This is a genomic window from Microbacterium sp. A8/3-1 (assembly GCF_040267695.1).
In the GTDB taxonomy this organism is placed as follows: domain Bacteria; phylum Actinomycetota; class Actinomycetes; order Actinomycetales; family Microbacteriaceae; genus Microbacterium; species Microbacterium luteolum.
Window position 1 is genome coordinate 2,905,694 of the sequence record NZ_CP158357.1, and the last position, 15,240, is coordinate 2,920,933.

17 protein-coding genes are annotated in these 15,240 nt (G+C 69.5%); 8 read left to right on the plus strand and 9 right to left on the minus strand.

The window, feature by feature from the left end; translation table 11 throughout:
- Positions 1-72 precede the first annotated feature (72 nt).
- Complete coding sequence (locus ABS642_RS14220) at positions 73-1,137, minus strand: LacI family DNA-binding transcriptional regulator (RefSeq protein ID WP_350350608.1); 1,065 nt, start codon at positions 1,135-1,137, stop codon at positions 73-75.
- 60 nt (positions 1,138-1,197) lie between these two features.
- On the opposite strand from ABS642_RS14220, the gene ABS642_RS14225 reads away from it, so the two are divergent.
- The gene (locus tag ABS642_RS14225) at positions 1,198-2,433 is read left to right on the plus strand and encodes an MFS transporter (RefSeq protein ID WP_350350609.1); all 1,236 of its coding nucleotides are present in this window, start codon (positions 1,198-1,200) and stop codon (positions 2,431-2,433) included.
- A gap of 3 nt (positions 2,434-2,436) precedes the next feature.
- Here ABS642_RS14225 and ABS642_RS14230 read toward each other — a convergent pair whose 3' ends face one another.
- Entirely contained in the window at positions 2,437-3,087 is a 651-nt protein-coding gene (locus ABS642_RS14230; protein WP_350350610.1) for a response regulator transcription factor, read from the minus strand.
- The gene (locus ABS642_RS14235; RefSeq protein WP_350350611.1) at positions 3,084-4,289 is read right to left on the minus strand and encodes a histidine kinase; all 1,206 of its coding nucleotides are present in this window, start codon (positions 4,287-4,289) and stop codon (positions 3,084-3,086) included. The genes ABS642_RS14230 and ABS642_RS14235 overlap by 4 nt, the downstream gene beginning before the upstream one ends.
- Before the next feature lie 108 nt (positions 4,290-4,397).
- Between ABS642_RS14235 and ABS642_RS14240 the strand changes: the two genes are divergently transcribed.
- Both ABS642_RS14240 and nucS read left to right on the plus strand, forming a co-directional pair.
- A complete protein-coding gene (locus tag ABS642_RS14240; RefSeq protein ID WP_350350612.1) occupies positions 4,398-5,225 on the plus strand; it encodes a GAP family protein in 828 nt (275 codons plus the stop codon).
- 61 nt (positions 5,226-5,286) lie between these two features.
- Positions 5,287-5,982: an endonuclease NucS gene (nucS, locus tag ABS642_RS14245; protein ID WP_282215247.1), complete on the plus strand. Its 696-nt coding sequence runs from the start codon at positions 5,287-5,289 to the stop codon at positions 5,980-5,982.
- 4 nt (positions 5,983-5,986) lie between these two features.
- Here nucS and ABS642_RS14250 read toward each other — a convergent pair whose 3' ends face one another.
- Positions 5,987-6,265, minus strand: coding sequence for a response regulator (locus ABS642_RS14250; RefSeq protein ID WP_350350613.1), 279 nt, complete (start codon positions 6,263-6,265; stop codon positions 5,987-5,989).
- A 144-nt stretch (positions 6,266-6,409) separates the two neighbouring features.
- Between ABS642_RS14250 and ABS642_RS14255 the strand changes: the two genes are divergently transcribed.
- The gene (locus ABS642_RS14255; RefSeq protein ID WP_350350614.1) at positions 6,410-7,075 is read left to right on the plus strand and encodes an HAD hydrolase-like protein; all 666 of its coding nucleotides are present in this window, start codon (positions 6,410-6,412) and stop codon (positions 7,073-7,075) included.
- 93 nt (positions 7,076-7,168) lie between these two features.
- Here ABS642_RS14255 and ABS642_RS14260 read toward each other — a convergent pair whose 3' ends face one another.
- Positions 7,169-7,375, minus strand: coding sequence for a cold-shock protein (locus ABS642_RS14260; RefSeq protein ID WP_046014597.1), 207 nt, complete (start codon positions 7,373-7,375; stop codon positions 7,169-7,171).
- A 549-nt stretch (positions 7,376-7,924) separates the two neighbouring features.
- Here ABS642_RS14260 and ABS642_RS14265 point away from each other — a divergent pair.
- The 3 genes from ABS642_RS14265 (at position 7,925) to ABS642_RS14275 (ending at position 11,641) form a co-directional block, all read left to right on the plus strand.
- A complete protein-coding gene (locus ABS642_RS14265) occupies positions 7,925-8,725 on the plus strand; it encodes a shikimate 5-dehydrogenase (protein WP_350353441.1) in 801 nt (266 codons plus the stop codon).
- Between the two features lie 62 nt (positions 8,726-8,787).
- A complete protein-coding gene (locus ABS642_RS14270; protein WP_350350615.1) occupies positions 8,788-10,629 on the plus strand; it encodes a substrate-binding and VWA domain-containing protein in 1,842 nt (613 codons plus the stop codon).
- Between the two features lie 7 nt (positions 10,630-10,636).
- Positions 10,637-11,641 carry a hypothetical protein gene (locus tag ABS642_RS14275; protein WP_350350616.1) on the plus strand — a complete coding sequence of 335 codons (1,005 nt, stop codon included), beginning with the start codon at positions 10,637-10,639 and terminating at the stop codon, positions 11,639-11,641.
- A gap of 6 nt (positions 11,642-11,647) precedes the next feature.
- Here ABS642_RS14275 and ABS642_RS14280 read toward each other — a convergent pair whose 3' ends face one another.
- A complete protein-coding gene (locus ABS642_RS14280) occupies positions 11,648-12,085 on the minus strand; it encodes an SRPBCC family protein (protein WP_350350617.1) in 438 nt (145 codons plus the stop codon).
- 168 nt (positions 12,086-12,253) lie between these two features.
- Here ABS642_RS14280 and ABS642_RS14285 point away from each other — a divergent pair, with 168 nt between their 5' ends.
- Positions 12,254-13,438, plus strand: coding sequence for a zinc-dependent alcohol dehydrogenase (locus ABS642_RS14285; RefSeq protein ID WP_350353442.1), 1,185 nt, complete (start codon positions 12,254-12,256; stop codon positions 13,436-13,438).
- A gap of 78 nt (positions 13,439-13,516) precedes the next feature.
- Here the strand turns inward: ABS642_RS14285 and ABS642_RS14290 are convergent, their stop codons facing one another.
- From ABS642_RS14290 to ABS642_RS14300, 3 genes are all read right to left on the minus strand, one after another.
- Positions 13,517-13,789, minus strand: a complete 273-nt coding sequence (locus tag ABS642_RS14290; RefSeq protein WP_350350618.1) for a hypothetical protein — start codon at positions 13,787-13,789, stop codon at positions 13,517-13,519.
- On the minus strand, positions 13,786-13,992 hold the full coding sequence (locus ABS642_RS14295; protein ID WP_282215256.1) for a hypothetical protein: 207 nt from the start codon (positions 13,990-13,992) through the stop codon (positions 13,786-13,788). Before ABS642_RS14295 ends, ABS642_RS14290 begins: the two co-directional genes overlap by 4 nt.
- A gap of 216 nt (positions 13,993-14,208) precedes the next feature.
- Positions 14,209-15,171, minus strand: a complete 963-nt coding sequence (locus ABS642_RS14300) for a LacI family DNA-binding transcriptional regulator (RefSeq protein ID WP_350350619.1) — start codon at positions 15,169-15,171, stop codon at positions 14,209-14,211.
- Positions 15,172-15,240 lie beyond the last annotated feature (69 nt).

Below are 15,240 nucleotides of genomic sequence, written 5' to 3' on the forward strand. Positions count from 1 at the left end.
ACAAGCTCAGCAACCCAAGACCGACAAGCTCAGCAACCCAAGACCGACAAGCTCAACGACCCAGAACCCGAATCAGCGCCCCGCCGGCGCAGCCGTCGTCGTCCCCGCCCGGAACCGGCAGGTGAGGTGCTGGGTGATGCCGGGCTCGCCGCGCAGCATCCGTGCGACCTGCTCCCCCGCCGCGCGCCCCTTGTCGACCGCGGGCTGCACGCTCGTGGTGAGCGTCAGGTCGGCGAGCCCGTCGACGGCGATCCCGTCGAAGCCGGCGACCGAGAGGTCCTCCGGCACGCGGAGGCCGAGCTCCTCGGCGGCGCGGATCACGCCGACCGCGAGCAGATCACTCTGGGCGATGACGGCTGTGGGCCGCGCGGCGGCATCCGCGAGCAGCATCCGGCCGACGAGGACGCCCTCGTCGATGAGGCTGCCGGATGCCGAGATCGCCGGTGCATCGGGGAAGACCTCGCGCAGGCCGGCGAGCCGGTCGACCGTGACGTCGACCGTCGCCGTCGCGACGCGGTCGGGGGTCACCGCCACGCGCTCCCGCTCGGTGTCCAGCGGGAGCGTGACGAGCGCGACGTCGCGATGCCCGAGTTCATGGAGGTGGCGCGCGACGTCGGCGGAGGCCTCGGTGTTGTCGAGCGTGATGCGCGGAATCCCGTCGCCGGCATCCCCTTCGATCACGACCACCGGGAGGCCGCGGCCGCGCACCACCTCGAGCGAGGCGCGCGTGCGACCCGAGCATCCGATCAGCACGAACGCGTCGACGGGGGCGTTGGCGAGGGCGGATCCTTCCTCCCCCGGCTCGTCGCGCAGCAGGAGGATGCCGGCGCTGAGCTCGGCCAGGCCGTCGGTGAGTCCGTCCATCATGGCGGTGGTCACCGGGTCGAGGAAGGCCGCGCGCAGATGACCCTCGAGCACGACCGCCACGATGCCGCTGCGTCCGCGTCGCAGCGAAGCCGCCCGCGGATCGGGTCCGGCGTAACCGAGCTCCGCAGCTGCGGCGAGCACGCGCTCGCGCGTCGCGGCAGCGACCTTGGCCTTGCCGCTGAACACGACGGATGCCGTGGACGTCGCCACTCCGGCGGCGCGCGCGACGTCGGCGATGGTCGCTCGACGCGGAGTCTCCTGAGTGCTCATACTCCGAGGATAACCCGATTCGGTCGCGGTGAGTCGAATCGATTCGATAGGCTGTCCGGCATGGACACCGCCCTCACCCGTTCGCAGTTCGTGCGCTGGCGCGCAGCGATCTTCGCCATCTTCTTCGCCAGCGGACTCTCGATCGCCACGTGGGCGTCTCGTGTGCCCGGCATCAAGCAGGCCCTCGACCTCGACAACGCGCAGGTCGGCATGATCCTGCTCGGCATGGGCCTGGCGTCGATCATCGGCATCTCGACGAGTCCCGCCGTGATGGCGCGCACCGGAGCTCGGCGCGGGATGCTGCTCGCCATGCTGATGTTCGCGGTCGGCATCGCTCTCGTGGGCCTGGGTGCGAACGTCTTCGGCTCGGTGCCGATCGTGCTGCTCGGGATGGTTCTGTTCGGCTTCGGCAACGGATGCGTCGACGTGATGATGAACGTCGAGGCGACGGCGATCGAGCAGCAGATGGGCAAGACGATCCTGCCGGTCTTCCACGCGCTGTTCAGCTTCGGCACCGTGATCGGCGCCGGCATCGGCGCTCTCGCCGCCGGCCTCTCCGTCGACGTCGCGACCCATGCGGGCGCCGTCGGCGCCCTGATCCTGGTGGTCGCCGTGGTCTGCTTCTTCCAGGTGCCGTCACGTGAGGCGGCGCTCGACCCCGAGGATCACGAGAAGCCCCCCTTCCGCCAGCGCATGCACACGGCCCTCGAGGCGTGGCGCGAGCCGCGCACCTATCTGCTCGGCGTGGTGATGCTCGGCATGTCGTTCGCCGAGGGCGGCGCCAACGACTGGATCGCTCTCGGCACCGAGCAGGGACACGGCTTCGCCGAAGGGACCGGCGCGGTATCGCTCGCGGTGTTCTCGGTCGGCATGACCGTGGTGCGCCTCTTCGGCGGACCGCTCGTCGATCGCTTCGGCCGCGTGCTGGTGCTGCGCATCCTCGCCGTCGCCGCGGCATCCGGCATCGTGCTGTTCATCCTCGCGCCGAGTCTGCCGCTCGTGCTCGTCGGCGCAGCGCTCTGGGGCGTCGGGGCCTCGCTCGGATTCCCGCTGGGCATGTCGGCCGCGGCCGACGACCCTGCCAAGGCCGCCGCCCGGGTGAGCGCCGCCGCGACGATCGGCTACGTCGCGTTCCTCGGCGGCCCTCCGGTGCTGGGGATCATCAGCGAGCACATCGGACTGCTGAACACGCTCTTCATCCTGGTGGGCCTGGTCGTGGCCTCCGGACTGTTCTCGGGCGCCGCGCGACCGCTGCGCGAAGACGAGAAGATCCCGACCCCCGTGCAGGAGGGCTGAGTCTCAGGCGCCTCGGCGCCGGACGAGCGCCGCCGCATGCGAGCGACTGCGTGCACCGAGCTTGGCCAGCACGTTCGACACGTGCGTCTTCACCGTGGCGACGGAGATGTGCAGACGTTCTGCGAGTTGGGCGTTCGACCAGCCCTGCAGGATGCCGTCGAGGATCTCCTGCTCTCGAACGGTGAGTTCCGCCTGGTCGCCCCGATCCGGAGTCGGCGCGGTCGAGGCGGGAACGCTCTGCGCGACAGCGGCGAGCGCCCTGCGGGTCACTCGCGGATCCAGGGCGCCCTCGCCGGCGGCCACCGCACGCACCGCTGCGGCGAGCGCCGGCGCATCGACCGTCTTCAGGAGGAATCCCGCGGCACCCGCCCTGATCGCCCCGAGCACGAGATCGTCCTCGTCGAAGCTCGTCAGCACCAGGACGTCGCTCAGACCGCGCTCGACGATCTCCCGAGTGGCGGAGATGCCGTCCCGTCCCGGCATCCGCAGGTCCATCAGCACCACGTCCGGCCGCAGGGCCGATGCGTTGCGCACCGCGACGTCTCCGTCGACCGCCTCGCCGACCACGACGATGCCGTGCGCCTCCAGCATGATGCGCAGGCCCGTCCGGATCGCACCGTGATCGTCGGCCAGGAGCACCGTGGGCGCGGTCATGCGCGCACCCCGACCGGAACGCGGGCGGCGACCGACCATCCGTCGGACTCGGGTCCGGCGGCGAAGGTGCCTCCCAGCGCTTCCACGCGCTCCCGGAGCATCTGCAGCCCCCATCCCTGTCCGCCGTGGGTGGCGGAGGCGCGGGCGACTCCGCCGCGCGACCGCACGGCCACCTGCACGTCCGAGCCCGCGACGTCGATCACGACGTCCACGTCTGCGCCGCTCGCGTGCCGGATGCCGTTGGCCAGGGCCTCCCGCACCACCCGCACCACTGCCTGCTCTGCGGCACCGCCGACGCCCGAGACGTCTACGGAGGAGAAGCGGATGCCGAGACCCGCGCGCCGCGCCTCATCGACGATGCCCTCGAGGTCGGACCACCCGGGGGTGGGTGCGAGCGTGCCGTCGCCCCGGCGGAGCACCGAGATCATCGAGCGCAGCGCCCCGTGGGCGTCGAGCCCGGCGTCGCGCACGGCCTGCAGTGCATCGCGGTCGGTGACCGGATCCGGAGGGCTCGTCAGCGCCGCCTCGGCCCGGATGGCCATCGCCATCACATGCCCGGCGACGACATCGTGCAGCTCCCGCGCCATGGTCTCGCGCTCGCGCCGGACGGCCTCCGCCTGCTCCCGCTCCGCGACCGCGGCCGCGTCGTCGGCGCGCTGGCGGTGGAGCTCCGCGAGCTCGTTCGCCTGCGAGACCGCGACCGCCCACCAGTAGTCGGTGCCGACGAACGCGCCGAACTGCGCGGCCACGAGGAAGGCCACCGGTACGGCGGCGTCGGACAGCGCGAGGGCGCCGAAGAACATCACGACCACGGCGATCGCACTGGCGATGAGCAGACCGGTGCGTGCGCGCGGTGAGGCGAGGAAGGCGGCCGTCCACAGCACATCCAGCAGGATGATCACGGGCCCGAGGCCGCCGATCGTCAGCAGGTCGACCGTGAACAGGATGGCGGCGGCGACCAGAGAGAGCATCGGGAAGCGCCGCTTCATGAGCACGGCTACGCACCCGGGAAGGGCTGTCGCCAGCGTCCACCAGGGCGAGATGTCGGCGTCCAGGAGCGAGAAGATGCTCCAGATCCCACTGAATCCGAGCGCCGCGCTCAGCACGCAGAACAGTCCGATGAGGACCGCATCGATCAGGGGACGGCGAGCCCGGGACCAGGTGCGGATCCGCTCCGCCGTCGCCTCCTGCATGGTCCTCATGCAACCACGACGACGGCGGCGGCGCATCCGACGAAGGGATGAGGGCGGTCGGGCGGAACGGGACTTTCACCCGATCCGTGTCGCGCGCGCGTCGTCGAGCGTGGAGTCATGGAACTCTTCGGCGGACTCCCGCTTCCTCTCTCCCTGGCCGTGCTGGCGCTCATCGACGGTCTCAGCGTCGGCACCCTGCTCATCCCGGTGTTCCTCCTGCTGAACCCGGGGCGGGTCAGGGCGGGACGCATCCTCCTCTACCTGGCGACCATCGCGGGGTTCTATCTCGTGGTCGGGCTCCTGTTCCTGTGGGGCCTGGTGAATCTGGTCGATGTGGCCGCGGACTTCCTCGCGTCGCCCGCGGGACTGATCACACGCCTGGTCGTGGGGGCGGCACTGCTCATCACCGCCTTCGTGATGCCCACCGGCTCGAAAGCAGAGGCACCCGCCGTGGCAACGGCCGGAGCCGTGGCTGCGCCGGCAACCGCGCCCGGAAGCGTCTCGGCCGCTCCGCCTGCAGGCGACGCCACGACTCCGTCTCCCGGGCGCATCACCCGCTGGCGCGAGCGCCTGCTGGATCCGCGCACGCGCGGCACGGCGGTGATGGCCGTCGCGATCGCCGCCGGGCTGGTCGAGGTCGCGACGATGCTCCCCTACATCGTCGCGATGACCATGCTGGCGGATGCCGGAGTGAGCACTCCCCTTCGCGTGCTCTCACTGGTCGGCTACTGCGCCCTGATGGTCCTTCCGGCCGTCGTGCTCCTGGTGCTCCGGCTCGTCGCAGCTCCTCTCGTCCAACGACCGCTCGAACGCTTCGCCGCCTGGATGGAGCGGACGGGAGCCGAGAACACGGCGTGGATCATCGGCATCATCGGCTTCCTCATCGCGCGTTCCGCGGCCACCGAGCTCGGGATCTTCGACGCCCTGTCCCGACTCGGCGGCTGAGCACCGCGCGCCGCTCCGGCACGCGTCGGTCTGCCGGGTCGGATGCCGTTAGGCTCGACGGGTGCGCCTCGTCATCGCCCGCTGCTCGGTCGACTACACCGGTCGGCTCAATGCCCATCTCCCCCTCGCCACGCGTCTGCTCGTGCACAAGGGAGACGGGAGTCTGCTCGTGCACTCGGACGGCGGCAGCTACAAGCCGCTGAACTGGATGAGCCCGCCGTGCTCGCTCTCCAGCGAGGAGCCCGGCGAGGAGGAGGCGAGCGCCGGCGTCGTCGAGGTCTGGCGCGTCACGCACAAGAAGACCGGCGACGCGCTGCGGGTGCAGATCTACGAGATCATCCACGACACCTCGCACGAACTGGGCATCGACCCCGGCCTGCAGAAGGACGGCGTCGAGGCCGACCTGCAACGACTGCTGGCCGAGCAGGTCGAGCGCATCTCCGAGGGCGCGACCCTCGTGCGTCGCGAGTACCCGACGGCGATCGGGCCGGTCGACCTGCTCGTGCGGGATGCCGACGGCGTCGCGATCGCGGTCGAGATCAAGCGCCGCGGCGACATCGACGGCGTCGAGCAGCTCACGCGCTACCTCGAGCTTCTCGGGCGCGACCCGCACTTGTCCCCCGTGCAGGGCGTCTTCGCCGCGCAGGAGATCAAGCCGCAGGCGCGCGTGCTCGCCGAGGACCGCGGCATCCGCTGCCTCGTGCTCGACTACGACGACATGAAGGGCATCGAGTCCGGCATCCCCCGGCTCTTCTGAGCGGTCAGCGCGCCGTCACGAGCCGTGGCGGCGGGCCCTCCAGCCGGGCGACGGCGACCTTCACCTCGGTCAGCTCGTGCGCGACGCTGCTCAGCCGATCTTCCATACGCTCGAACCGCGCATCCACTTTGTCGAACCGCTCATCCACTTTGTCGAACCGCTCATCCACTTTGTCGAACCGCGCATCCAGCCGGCGGATGAACCATCCGAAGAGGCCCGCGAACGCGACGACGATGGACACCGCTGCCGCGATCGTCGTTATGGCTTCCACCGACACGAACATGCCCCCATTCTCACCCGCGGATCCCCCACTGTCACCACTCTAGGACGACGAATTCGGCCCAGCCGAGCATTGTGGAGAACACCATCCGCTGCACACCTGTGCAGGGAGAGCTGACGTCCATCCACCTCCCCATAGGCTGGAGGCATGGCCTCCTCCCCTTACTCCTGCGTGCTGTGGGACGTCGACGGCACCATCGTCGATGCCTCCGTCGGCATCCTGCGACGTCTGAACGTCGCCCTCACCCACTTCGGCCGGCCGGCGCCGACGCGCGAGGAGCTGACGCACTGGATCGGTCCGCCGATGTTCCAGTCGTTCCAGGACCAGGCGGGCATGACCCCTGCGGAGTCCGCGGAAGCCGTCACCTTCTACCGCACGCTCGGCAAGGCCGACGGGTACACGACCGATGCCGCCACCTATCCCGGCGTCGTCGAGCTCATCCACGACCTGCACGCCGCGGGGATTCCGCAGGCGACGGCGAGCTCGAAGCCGGAGAACCAGGTCGACGCCCTGGTCGACCACTTCGGTCTGCGTCCGTCGTTCCTCACCACCGTCGGGGCGACGCCCGACGAGTCCACCCTGGCTTCCAAGACCGACATCGTCGCAGAAGCGCTGCGCCGTCTGCGCGACCTCGGCGCCGACACCTCGCGTCCCGTGCTCGTCGGCGACCGCCACCACGACGTCGAGGGCGGCAACGCCAACGGCGTGCCCGTGATCTTCGTCGAATGGGGCTTCAGCGACCATCACGAAGGCGACGAGGCGGCGTTCCGCGCGGCATCCGTCGACGAGCTTCGGGCGCTGCTCCTCGCCTGAGCGCGGCCGCGAATCGGCCCGAAAAGCACAGAACTCCCCGCCGGATGTCGCACGAGGCGAATCCGGACGGGGAGTTCTGTGAAACGCCCGCTCTTAGAGCGGACGGATGTTCTCTGCCTGCAGGCCCTTGGGGCCCTGCGCGACGTCGAACTCGACTCGCTGGTTCTCATCGAGAGACCGGTAGCCGGATGATTCGATGGCGGAGTAGTGCGCGAAAACGTCAGCGCCGCCGTCGTCGGGGGAGATGAAGCCGAAGCCCTTCTCCGAGTTGAACCACTTGACCGTGCCCTGAGTGCTCATGTACTGCCTGTTCGTTCTACTGATGAAGAAGCCGACGCAGGTATGCCCCGACATCGCTAACGGTAGTGGAGGCGGCCCGGAGGGGAAGAGCGCGGGCAAGAAGGTAACCCAAATGTTGCATGAGCGGCATCCGGTCGTCACACCGCGGGATCGGGAACCGGCGACATCGGGCACGGCGAAGGCGCCCGGAAAATGGTGTGGCCCTCACCGCGGGGGGAGCGATGAGGGCCGAAGACGACCGGAGGGTGCGTCAGAAACAGCCTAGCCCTTTTTCCAGGTCCTTGTCCCCCTTTTGGGGGACAAAACCGAAAATCGGCAGGACGATGGGATAGCGGCCCCCTCGAATAGTCCATTGGGGACTGAACTACTCGAGGGGGCCCAATCACGCGCACGGATCGTCTTGCCTCTGGGGAAGGCAGCCCGTCCTCTGGGGAGAGACGGAGACGATCGATCCCCTTGTGCACGCACCTTCACCATAGGGGAGGTCACGCGATCCGCGCCACGGACGCGAACGACTACGCTGATGCGGTGACGATGCTGAACAAGGACATGACGCTGTGCATCTCGCTGTCGGCGCGGCCGAGCAACAACGGCACCCGCTTCCACAACTTCCTCTACGAGGCGCTCGAGCTCAACTGGATCTACAAGGCCTTCGCCCCGACCGACCTCGGCCAGGCGATCGCCGGGGTGCGCGGGCTCGGCATCCGCGGCTGCGCGATCTCGATGCCCTATAAAGAGGACGTCATCGCGCTGGTCGACCGGATGGATCCCTCGGCGACCGCGATCGACTCGGTCAACACGATCGTGAACGACGACGGCGTGCTCACCGCCTACAACACCGACTACTCCGCGATCGCGCAGCTCATCGAGCGCAACCGGCTCGATGCCGGCTCGTCCGTCCTGCTGCGCGGTTCCGGCGGCATGGCGAAGGCCACCGCTGCCGCCTTCCGCGACGCGGGGTTCACCGACGTGACGATCGTCGCGCGCAACGAGGCGAACGGACGCGCGCTGGCCGGACTCTACGGATTCGCGTGGTTGCCGGATGCCGACGACGCCACCGCCGATGTCCTGGTGAACGTCACGCCGATCGGCATGGCGGGAGGAGCCGAGGAGCACGCGCTCGCGTTCAGCGCGGACGCGATCGCCGCGGCATCCGTCGTGTTCGACGTCGTGGCGCTCCCCGCCGAGACGCCCTTCGTGGCCGCGGGCCGCGCGGCCGGCAAGACCGTGATCACCGGCGCCGAGGTGGCGACGCTGCAGGCGCTGGAGCAGTTCGTGCTCTACACCGGCATCCGTCCGTCCGACGAGCAGGTGCGGGCCGCCGAGGAGTTCGTGCGCGCTGCGCCGTGAACGATCCGTCGGATACGCGGAAGTTCGTGATCGGGAGCGCGATACCTGGGTAGCCTAGGCGCATGAGCGCGCCTCGCATCGCCCCACGGTCCATCGCCCGGCGGACGACCGCCGCCCTCGCCGCCACGGCGATCGCGGCACTCGTGCTGGCGGCGTGCACCGGCGGCGGCGAAGAGGGCACGACGACGGACGGGAGCCAGGGCTTCCCCGACGACGGGTGCACGCACATCACCATCGCGACCTCGTCGGAGAAGGTGAACATGCTCGACGAGCTGGCCGCCGCCTTCAAGGACTCGCCCGAGCACAAGGGACTCGACACCTGCGCCACCGTGCGCCCGACGAACGTCTCGTCGGGCAACGCGGCCCGCTACCTCACCGCCGGAGACGACTGGCCGAGCGACGACCGCGCACTCTGGCCCACCCTCTGGTCCCCCGCCTCCACCGTCTGGACCGACCGCGTGGCGGCCGCCGCGTCGCCGAACCTGGTCGGGGAGCCCGCCTCGTTCACGCGCACGCCCGTCGTGTTCGGGATGCCGGAGCCGATGGCGAAGGCGCTCGGCTACCCCGAGAAGCCGATCAGCATCACCGACCTCGAGGGCCTCTGCCAGGACCCGAACGGGTGGGGCAGCGTCGGCAAGGACATCTGGGGAGCCTTCAAGATCTCGAAGACGAACCCGAACACCTCGACGACGGGCCTCTCCACCATCCTCATGCAGTCGTACGAGGCCTCGGGCAAGGCCGAAGGCCTCACCTCCGCAGACGTGGATGCCGCGGCCGACTTCTCGCGCGTGTTCGAGGAGTGCGTGATCCACTACGGCGACACGACGGGCAACGTACTCTCCACCCTGTACGACGAGACGCAGAACGGTGCCAACGGCTCCGCCTACGTCTCGGCGGTGGCCCTCGAGGAGACGTCGCTGCTGAACTACAACCAGGGCAACCCCGACTCGCACACGGTGCAGCCGGGCGAGACGCTGACCCCGCCCAAGACCAAGCTCGTCGCGGTGTATCCCTCCGGTGGGTCGATGTGGTCGGACAACCCGGTCACGGTCCTCGGGGCCGACTGGGTCACGGCCGAGCAGCGCACGGCCGGCGAGGCGTTCGCGGAGTTCCTGCAGTCCACGCCCGCGCAGAAGCTCTTGCCCGAGTACGGGTTCCGCCCGCTCGACGAGTCTGTGCCGCTCGGCGACCTGTTCAGCGCGAAGTTCGGCGTGGATCCGGCGCAGCCCGCCGTCACGCTGCCGAAGCCCGAGGTCGATGTCATCTCCACCGCGATCGACCAGTGGACGCAGGTGCGCAAGCCCTCGTCGGTGCTCGAGCTCATCGACATCTCCGGTTCCATGGACGACCCGATCGGCGATGGCCGCTCCCGGCTCGACGGCGCGATCGAGGGCGCGCAGACGACGCTCGGTCACTTCCGCTCTTCCGACGAGGTCGGCGTCTGGGCCTTCACGACCGGCATCTCCTCGGACGAGGGCGACGGCATCCAGGTGCTGCGTGACGTCACGGCGCTCGGGTCGGACGGCGAGAAGCTCGACTCGTCGCTCGACGACCTTCGGTACGCGCAGCGCAACGGCACGCCCCTCTACGACGCGGTCCTCACAGCATACGAGGCGATGAGCGAGCGCGCCGAGCCCGGCCGCATCAACGCGATCGTCGTGCTCTCCGACGGAGAGGACACCGACTCCACGACCTCTCTCGACTCGCTCATCGCGAAGATCGGCAAGAGCTCGAAGGAGGGCGGCGACGACGCCCCGGTGCGCATCTTCACCATCGCATACGGCGAAGGAGCCGACCCCACGGCGCTGCAGCGGATCGCGGACGCCACCGGCGGCCAGATGTTCGACGCCTCCGACGCCGAGCGCATCGACCTCGTCTTCGCCTCCGTGATCAACAACTTCTGAGGTGGAGATGTACATCGCTTCCGCGTCCGGCAACCCCTGGGTGGACGACGCCGTCGCGGGGCTCGACGCCGAGAATGTCTACGTCGATCCGAGCGTTCCCGGAGCCGAGTCACTGAAAGCGCAGCTGCTGGAGGTCGTGCCGAGCGACGGCTCGATCGCGATCGTCGTCCTGCCAGCGCAGGCTGACGACAGCGACGAGTATGCCGGCCAGGTTCGCACAGACATCGCGAAGGGTTCTGATCAGCCGACCCTCGTTCTCGCCATCGGCGACGACGTACAGGCGATCTCGTCGGTGATCGACAGCACCGAGGCCTTGCGCATCGCCAACGAGAGCGAGAGCGCGGCGGGCGGCGACACCCAGGCGGCACTCGTCGAGACGGTGCAGCAGATCGCCGCAGAGACCCCGTCATCTCCCGGGGGTTCGGGCGGCGGAGGCGCGGACTTCCTCCTGCCGGCCGTGATCGGCGGCGTGGTGATCGTCGCGGGCATCGGCACCGCGATCGGCCTGATCGCCCGGCGCCGCAGGAAGCCCGCGGCGAGCGCGGACCCGGTGCCGGCCGACATCCGTCTGCGGGTGAACCGTCTGCGGGAGCTGCGCGCGGACTATGCCGCGCTTCCCGGCAACCCGGTCGCGGCGGAGACGGCCGTCGGGATCGACTCCCTCGCCTCGCACGTCGAGCAGCTGTTCGTGCGCCTCGACGCGAAGGCCGGCGAGGACCAGAGCGTGCTGGCCGAGGCGGAGTACTCCGACAAGCTCGCCCGACTGGTGGCCGCGCTCGACCGCGACTACCTGCTCGATCTGCTCACGCGTCCCGATCTCTGGGATGCGCCGGACGAGCGCGTCGGCGAGGTGCGCGAGGCGCTCTCGGCCGTCACGACGCAGATCGTCGACAACATCAAGCAGGTGAACGCCCGCAAGGGTCTGCTCTTCCAGGTGTCGCTGGATTCGTTGATCGGACGCTCCGAGCTGCGCGACTGGGAGCGGCAGTTCAAGAAGAGCGCCGGCGAGTAACCGGGGTCAGCCGGCCTTCCCCTCGGCCAGGTACGCGAGTCGCTGCAGCGTCTCGGCGTTGCGCCAGCGGAGCATCGGCGTCGTGAGGAAGCGCGGGACGACCGTGGCCGGGCCCTTCACCGGGTCCTCGTCGATGCGCACCAGGCAGCCGGAGCTGAGGGTCCGTACGCGGATCGTGACCTTCGCCTCCCCGACCGGCCAGCCGCGGGCGCGGAGCACCGCGCGGTGGGGCGGATCCCACTCCTTCATCTGCGTGGTGTCGTCGAGCAGGGCGGGCCAGACCCCGAACGAGTGATGGAGCTCGGCCCCAGGGCTCGGCCATGACTCATCGACATCCCGCATGCGAGAGGCGCCGACCACCCATGCCGGGTAGAGCCAGCCGTTTCCGAGCACGCGGAACACGTCGTCGGGTGTGCAGTCCATCGCGCGAGTGTTGGTCGCCATCCTGTCTCCGTTCCGCCCTCATCGTGCGGCCCTGCGAGCACGTGCGGCGAGGTGCTTGACAAGCAGGCGGACGGTCTCCCGCGTCGGGCGCCGGCCGTCTTGTCAACCCGCTGTTCGATTCCGCCATCAGCGGGGAATGTGGCAGGGCGGGACGAGATGGAGGACACGATGAAGGCGTTGACGTGGCAGAAGAAGCGCACGGTGACGGTCGAGGAGGTCCCCGACCCCGTGATCCGTGAGCCGGAGGACGCGATCATCCGGGTGACGTCTTCGGCGATCTGCGGCTCCGACCTGCACCTGTACGAACTGCTCGGACCGTTCATCGACCGTGGCGACATCCTCGGCCATGAGCCGATGGGCGTCGTCGTCGAGGTCGGCTCGGCGGTGACGAAGCTCCGCGTCGGCGACCGGGTGGTCATCCCCTTCAACATCTCCTGCGGCGAGTGCTTCATGTGCCGCCGGGGCCTGCAGTCGCAGTGCGAGACGACGCAGGTGCGCGAGTACGGCAGCGGCGCGGCCCTGTTCGGATACACGAAGCTCTACGGCCAGGTTCCCGGTGGGCAGGCGGAGTACCTGCGGGTCCCGCTTGCCGACTACAACCACATTCCGGTGGGGCCGGATCTGCCGGACGAGCGGTATCTCTTCCTCAGCGACATCCTTCCGACGGCGTGGCAGGGCGTCGAGTACGCCCAGGTCCCTGAGGGCGGGACGCTCGCCGTGATGGGGCTGGGGCCGGTCGGTCAGTTCGTCTCCCGCATCGGGCGCCTCCGCGGGTACCGCGTGCTCGCGGTCGATCCGGTCCTCGAGCGACGCGAGATGGCGGAGCGGCACGGCATCGAGACCTTCGACCTGACCGACACGATCGTGGAGGAGCTGCGAGACCTCACGGAGGGGCGCGGCGCGGATTCGGTGGTGGATGCCGTGGGCCTCGAGGCGCATGGCAACGGCGGGGTGGCCTTCATGCAGAGGGCGGTCGGGCTGCTCCCCGACGCGGCGGCGCGCCAGGTGCTCGACAAGGCCGGGATCGACCGGCTCGCCGCCGTCTACGCCTCGATCGACGCCGTGCGGCGTGGAGGAACCGTGTCGCTCAGCGGCGTCTACGCCGGTGATGCCGACATCATGCCCATGAAGACCCTCTTCGACAAGCAGATCACCCTGCGCATGGGCCAGTGCAACGTGAAGCACTGGGTCGACGACCTGCTGCCGCTCGTCGAGGACGTCTCCGATCCGCTCGGGGTGATGGATCTCACGACGCATCATGCGCCGCTCGAAGATGCTCCCGCGCTCTACAGCGCCTTCCAGAAGAAGGAGGACGGCTGCATCAAGGTCGTCCTGCATCCGTCGACCGCGTAGTCGACGCCCACAGACATGCGAGGTCGGGGAGACGCGCCACGGAGGGTGTGACGGGCTCCTCCCCGGCCTCGCAGCAGTTCAGTCGCTCGACTCCCCCGGGCGGTTGCCCACGCCGGGCTCGTCGTTGTGCTCGGAGTCGTAGGACCGGGCCTCCTTCGTAGCCGTTTCCTTCGTGGCGTCGTCGACGCCCACGGCATCCGCGGCACCCGAATCGGCCCCGCCGCCTCCGGCCGGGGTCTCACCGACGTAGAGGAGTTCACCGGAGCCTTCGCCCTCGCGCGCCTGGAGATGTTCCGTGATGCGCGCCTGCGCGTCGGACTCTGCGGGCGACGCGGCGTTCGAGCCGCTCATTCGGACGTCCGCAGGTCGGTGGGAGCGTCGCCGCTGTGCGGACCGCCCTCGTCCTCGGCGGCGAGATCGCCCTGACCGTCTTCGCCGAGCTCGGCCTCGAGGGGTTCGTCGCCCTGCGTCTCCGGCTGCTCGACGTCGGTCGGGAAGACGAAGGCACCGTCGACCGGGTCCATGCTGTTGATGAGTCCTTCGGGATTCGACATCGTGCTCTCCTCTGGTTGGGAACTCCAGCATCGAACGGATGCCGCTCCGAGGGAGGTCCGTTGACACGGGGCGGCGCCGGGGGTAGCGAGCGGGGTCGCGGCCACTGTGCAGGCTCAGATCACACATGCAGGTCCGATCGGGCCGATTCGACCTGCATCCGTCTTTGTCGCCTGCAGATGGCTCTGGGACGGGGCAGAGCGCGGAGAAAAGCCTCGCTAGGCGCGCGGGGCCGCCGTCGACGCGCGAACGATGAGCTGCGAGCCGAGCGTGACGACGTCGCTGATCGCGGTACCCGACATCGCCTGGAGGAGGAGATCGACGGCCAGCTCGCCGCTGCGAGCGATCGGCATCCGCACGGTGGTGAGGCCCGGCGTCACCGCACCGGCGAGGTCGATGTCGTCGATGCCGACGATGCTGATGTCGGCGGGGCACCGGCGACCGAGCTCGATCATCCCCGCCTCGAGGCCGAGCGCGACGAGGTCGTTATACGCGACGACGGCCGTGGCGCCGCTCGCCGCGGCCGGTGCTGCGGCGGCACGCCCACCCTGGATGGACGCGGCGTGATGACTCAGCGGGGTGAGCCGGATGCCGTGCCGCTCGCACGCCCTCGCGATGGTGTCTGCTCGGCGCACGTCGGCCCAGGATCCGCGCGGACCCGCGGCGTAGGCGATGTGCGTGTGACCGAGCGCCACGAGGTGCTCGATCGCCTGCGTCGGGCCGTGCTCCGTGTCCATGAGCACGCAGGAGGCGCCGTCGATCTGCCGGTTGATGACCACGTAGGGAGTGGTCCCGACCAGTGAGAGAACATCGGCATCCGGAAGGCGGGGCGAGCACAGCAGCATGCCGTCGAGCTTGCGGGCCTGCTCGATCTGCTCACGCTCCCGGCGCAGATCCTCATCCGCGTCGAAGAGCACGATACGGTGCCGCCCATGCCAGGCCTGCCCCTGGATCGCCTTGAGAAGTGTGGCGTAGACGGGGTTGGCGACGTCGGGCACGACCACGCCGAGAGAGCGGGTGGCCGTGGCCGACTGCGGTGTCGCATACCCGAGATCGGTCGCCGCGCGAAGCACCCGCTCCAACGTGCCGTGCGCCAGTCGATCGGGTTCACCGAAGGCGCGAGATGCCGTCGCGATCGACACTCCCGCGTGCTTGGCCACATCCGTCAACGTCGCTGCCACGATCGCCTTTCCCTCGTCCCGTCATCCTATGATCATGCATCCCCAGGTGAAACGGGTTGACAAGTTTGT

Coding starts and splice junctions, on each gene's coding strand:
- ABS642_RS14285 (WP_350353442.1), top strand. CDS start 12,254: ATGAAGGCGTTGACGTGGCAGAAGAAGCGCACGGTGACGGTCGAGGAG.
- ABS642_RS14250 (WP_350350613.1), bottom strand. CDS start 6,265: ATGTTCGTGTCGGTGGAAGCCATAACGACGATCGCGGCAGCGGTGTCC.
- ABS642_RS14290 (WP_350350618.1), bottom strand. CDS start 13,789: ATGAGCGGCTCGAACGCCGCGTCGCCCGCAGAGTCCGACGCGCAGGCG.
- ABS642_RS14230 (WP_350350610.1), bottom strand. CDS start 3,087: ATGACCGCGCCCACGGTGCTCCTGGCCGACGATCACGGTGCGATCCGG.
- ABS642_RS14260 (WP_046014597.1), bottom strand. CDS start 7,375: ATGAGCACTCAGGGCACGGTCAAGTGGTTCAACTCGGAGAAGGGCTTC.
- ABS642_RS14280 (WP_350350617.1), bottom strand. CDS start 12,085: ATGGCGACCAACACTCGCGCGATGGACTGCACACCCGACGACGTGTTC.
- ABS642_RS14220 (WP_350350608.1), bottom strand. CDS start 1,137: ATGAGCACTCAGGAGACTCCGCGTCGAGCGACCATCGCCGACGTCGCG.
- ABS642_RS14255 (WP_350350614.1), top strand. CDS start 6,410: ATGGCCTCCTCCCCTTACTCCTGCGTGCTGTGGGACGTCGACGGCACC.
- ABS642_RS14265 (WP_350353441.1), top strand. CDS start 7,925: ATGACGCTGTGCATCTCGCTGTCGGCGCGGCCGAGCAACAACGGCACC.
- ABS642_RS14235 (WP_350350611.1), bottom strand. CDS start 4,289: ATGAGGACCATGCAGGAGGCGACGGCGGAGCGGATCCGCACCTGGTCC.
- ABS642_RS14240 (WP_350350612.1), top strand. CDS start 4,398: ATGGAACTCTTCGGCGGACTCCCGCTTCCTCTCTCCCTGGCCGTGCTG.
- ABS642_RS14275 (WP_350350616.1), top strand. CDS start 10,637: ATGTACATCGCTTCCGCGTCCGGCAACCCCTGGGTGGACGACGCCGTC.
- ABS642_RS14270 (WP_350350615.1), top strand. CDS start 8,788: ATGAGCGCGCCTCGCATCGCCCCACGGTCCATCGCCCGGCGGACGACC.
- ABS642_RS14295 (WP_282215256.1), bottom strand. CDS start 13,992: ATGTCGAATCCCGAAGGACTCATCAACAGCATGGACCCGGTCGACGGT.
- ABS642_RS14225 (WP_350350609.1), top strand. CDS start 1,198: ATGGACACCGCCCTCACCCGTTCGCAGTTCGTGCGCTGGCGCGCAGCG.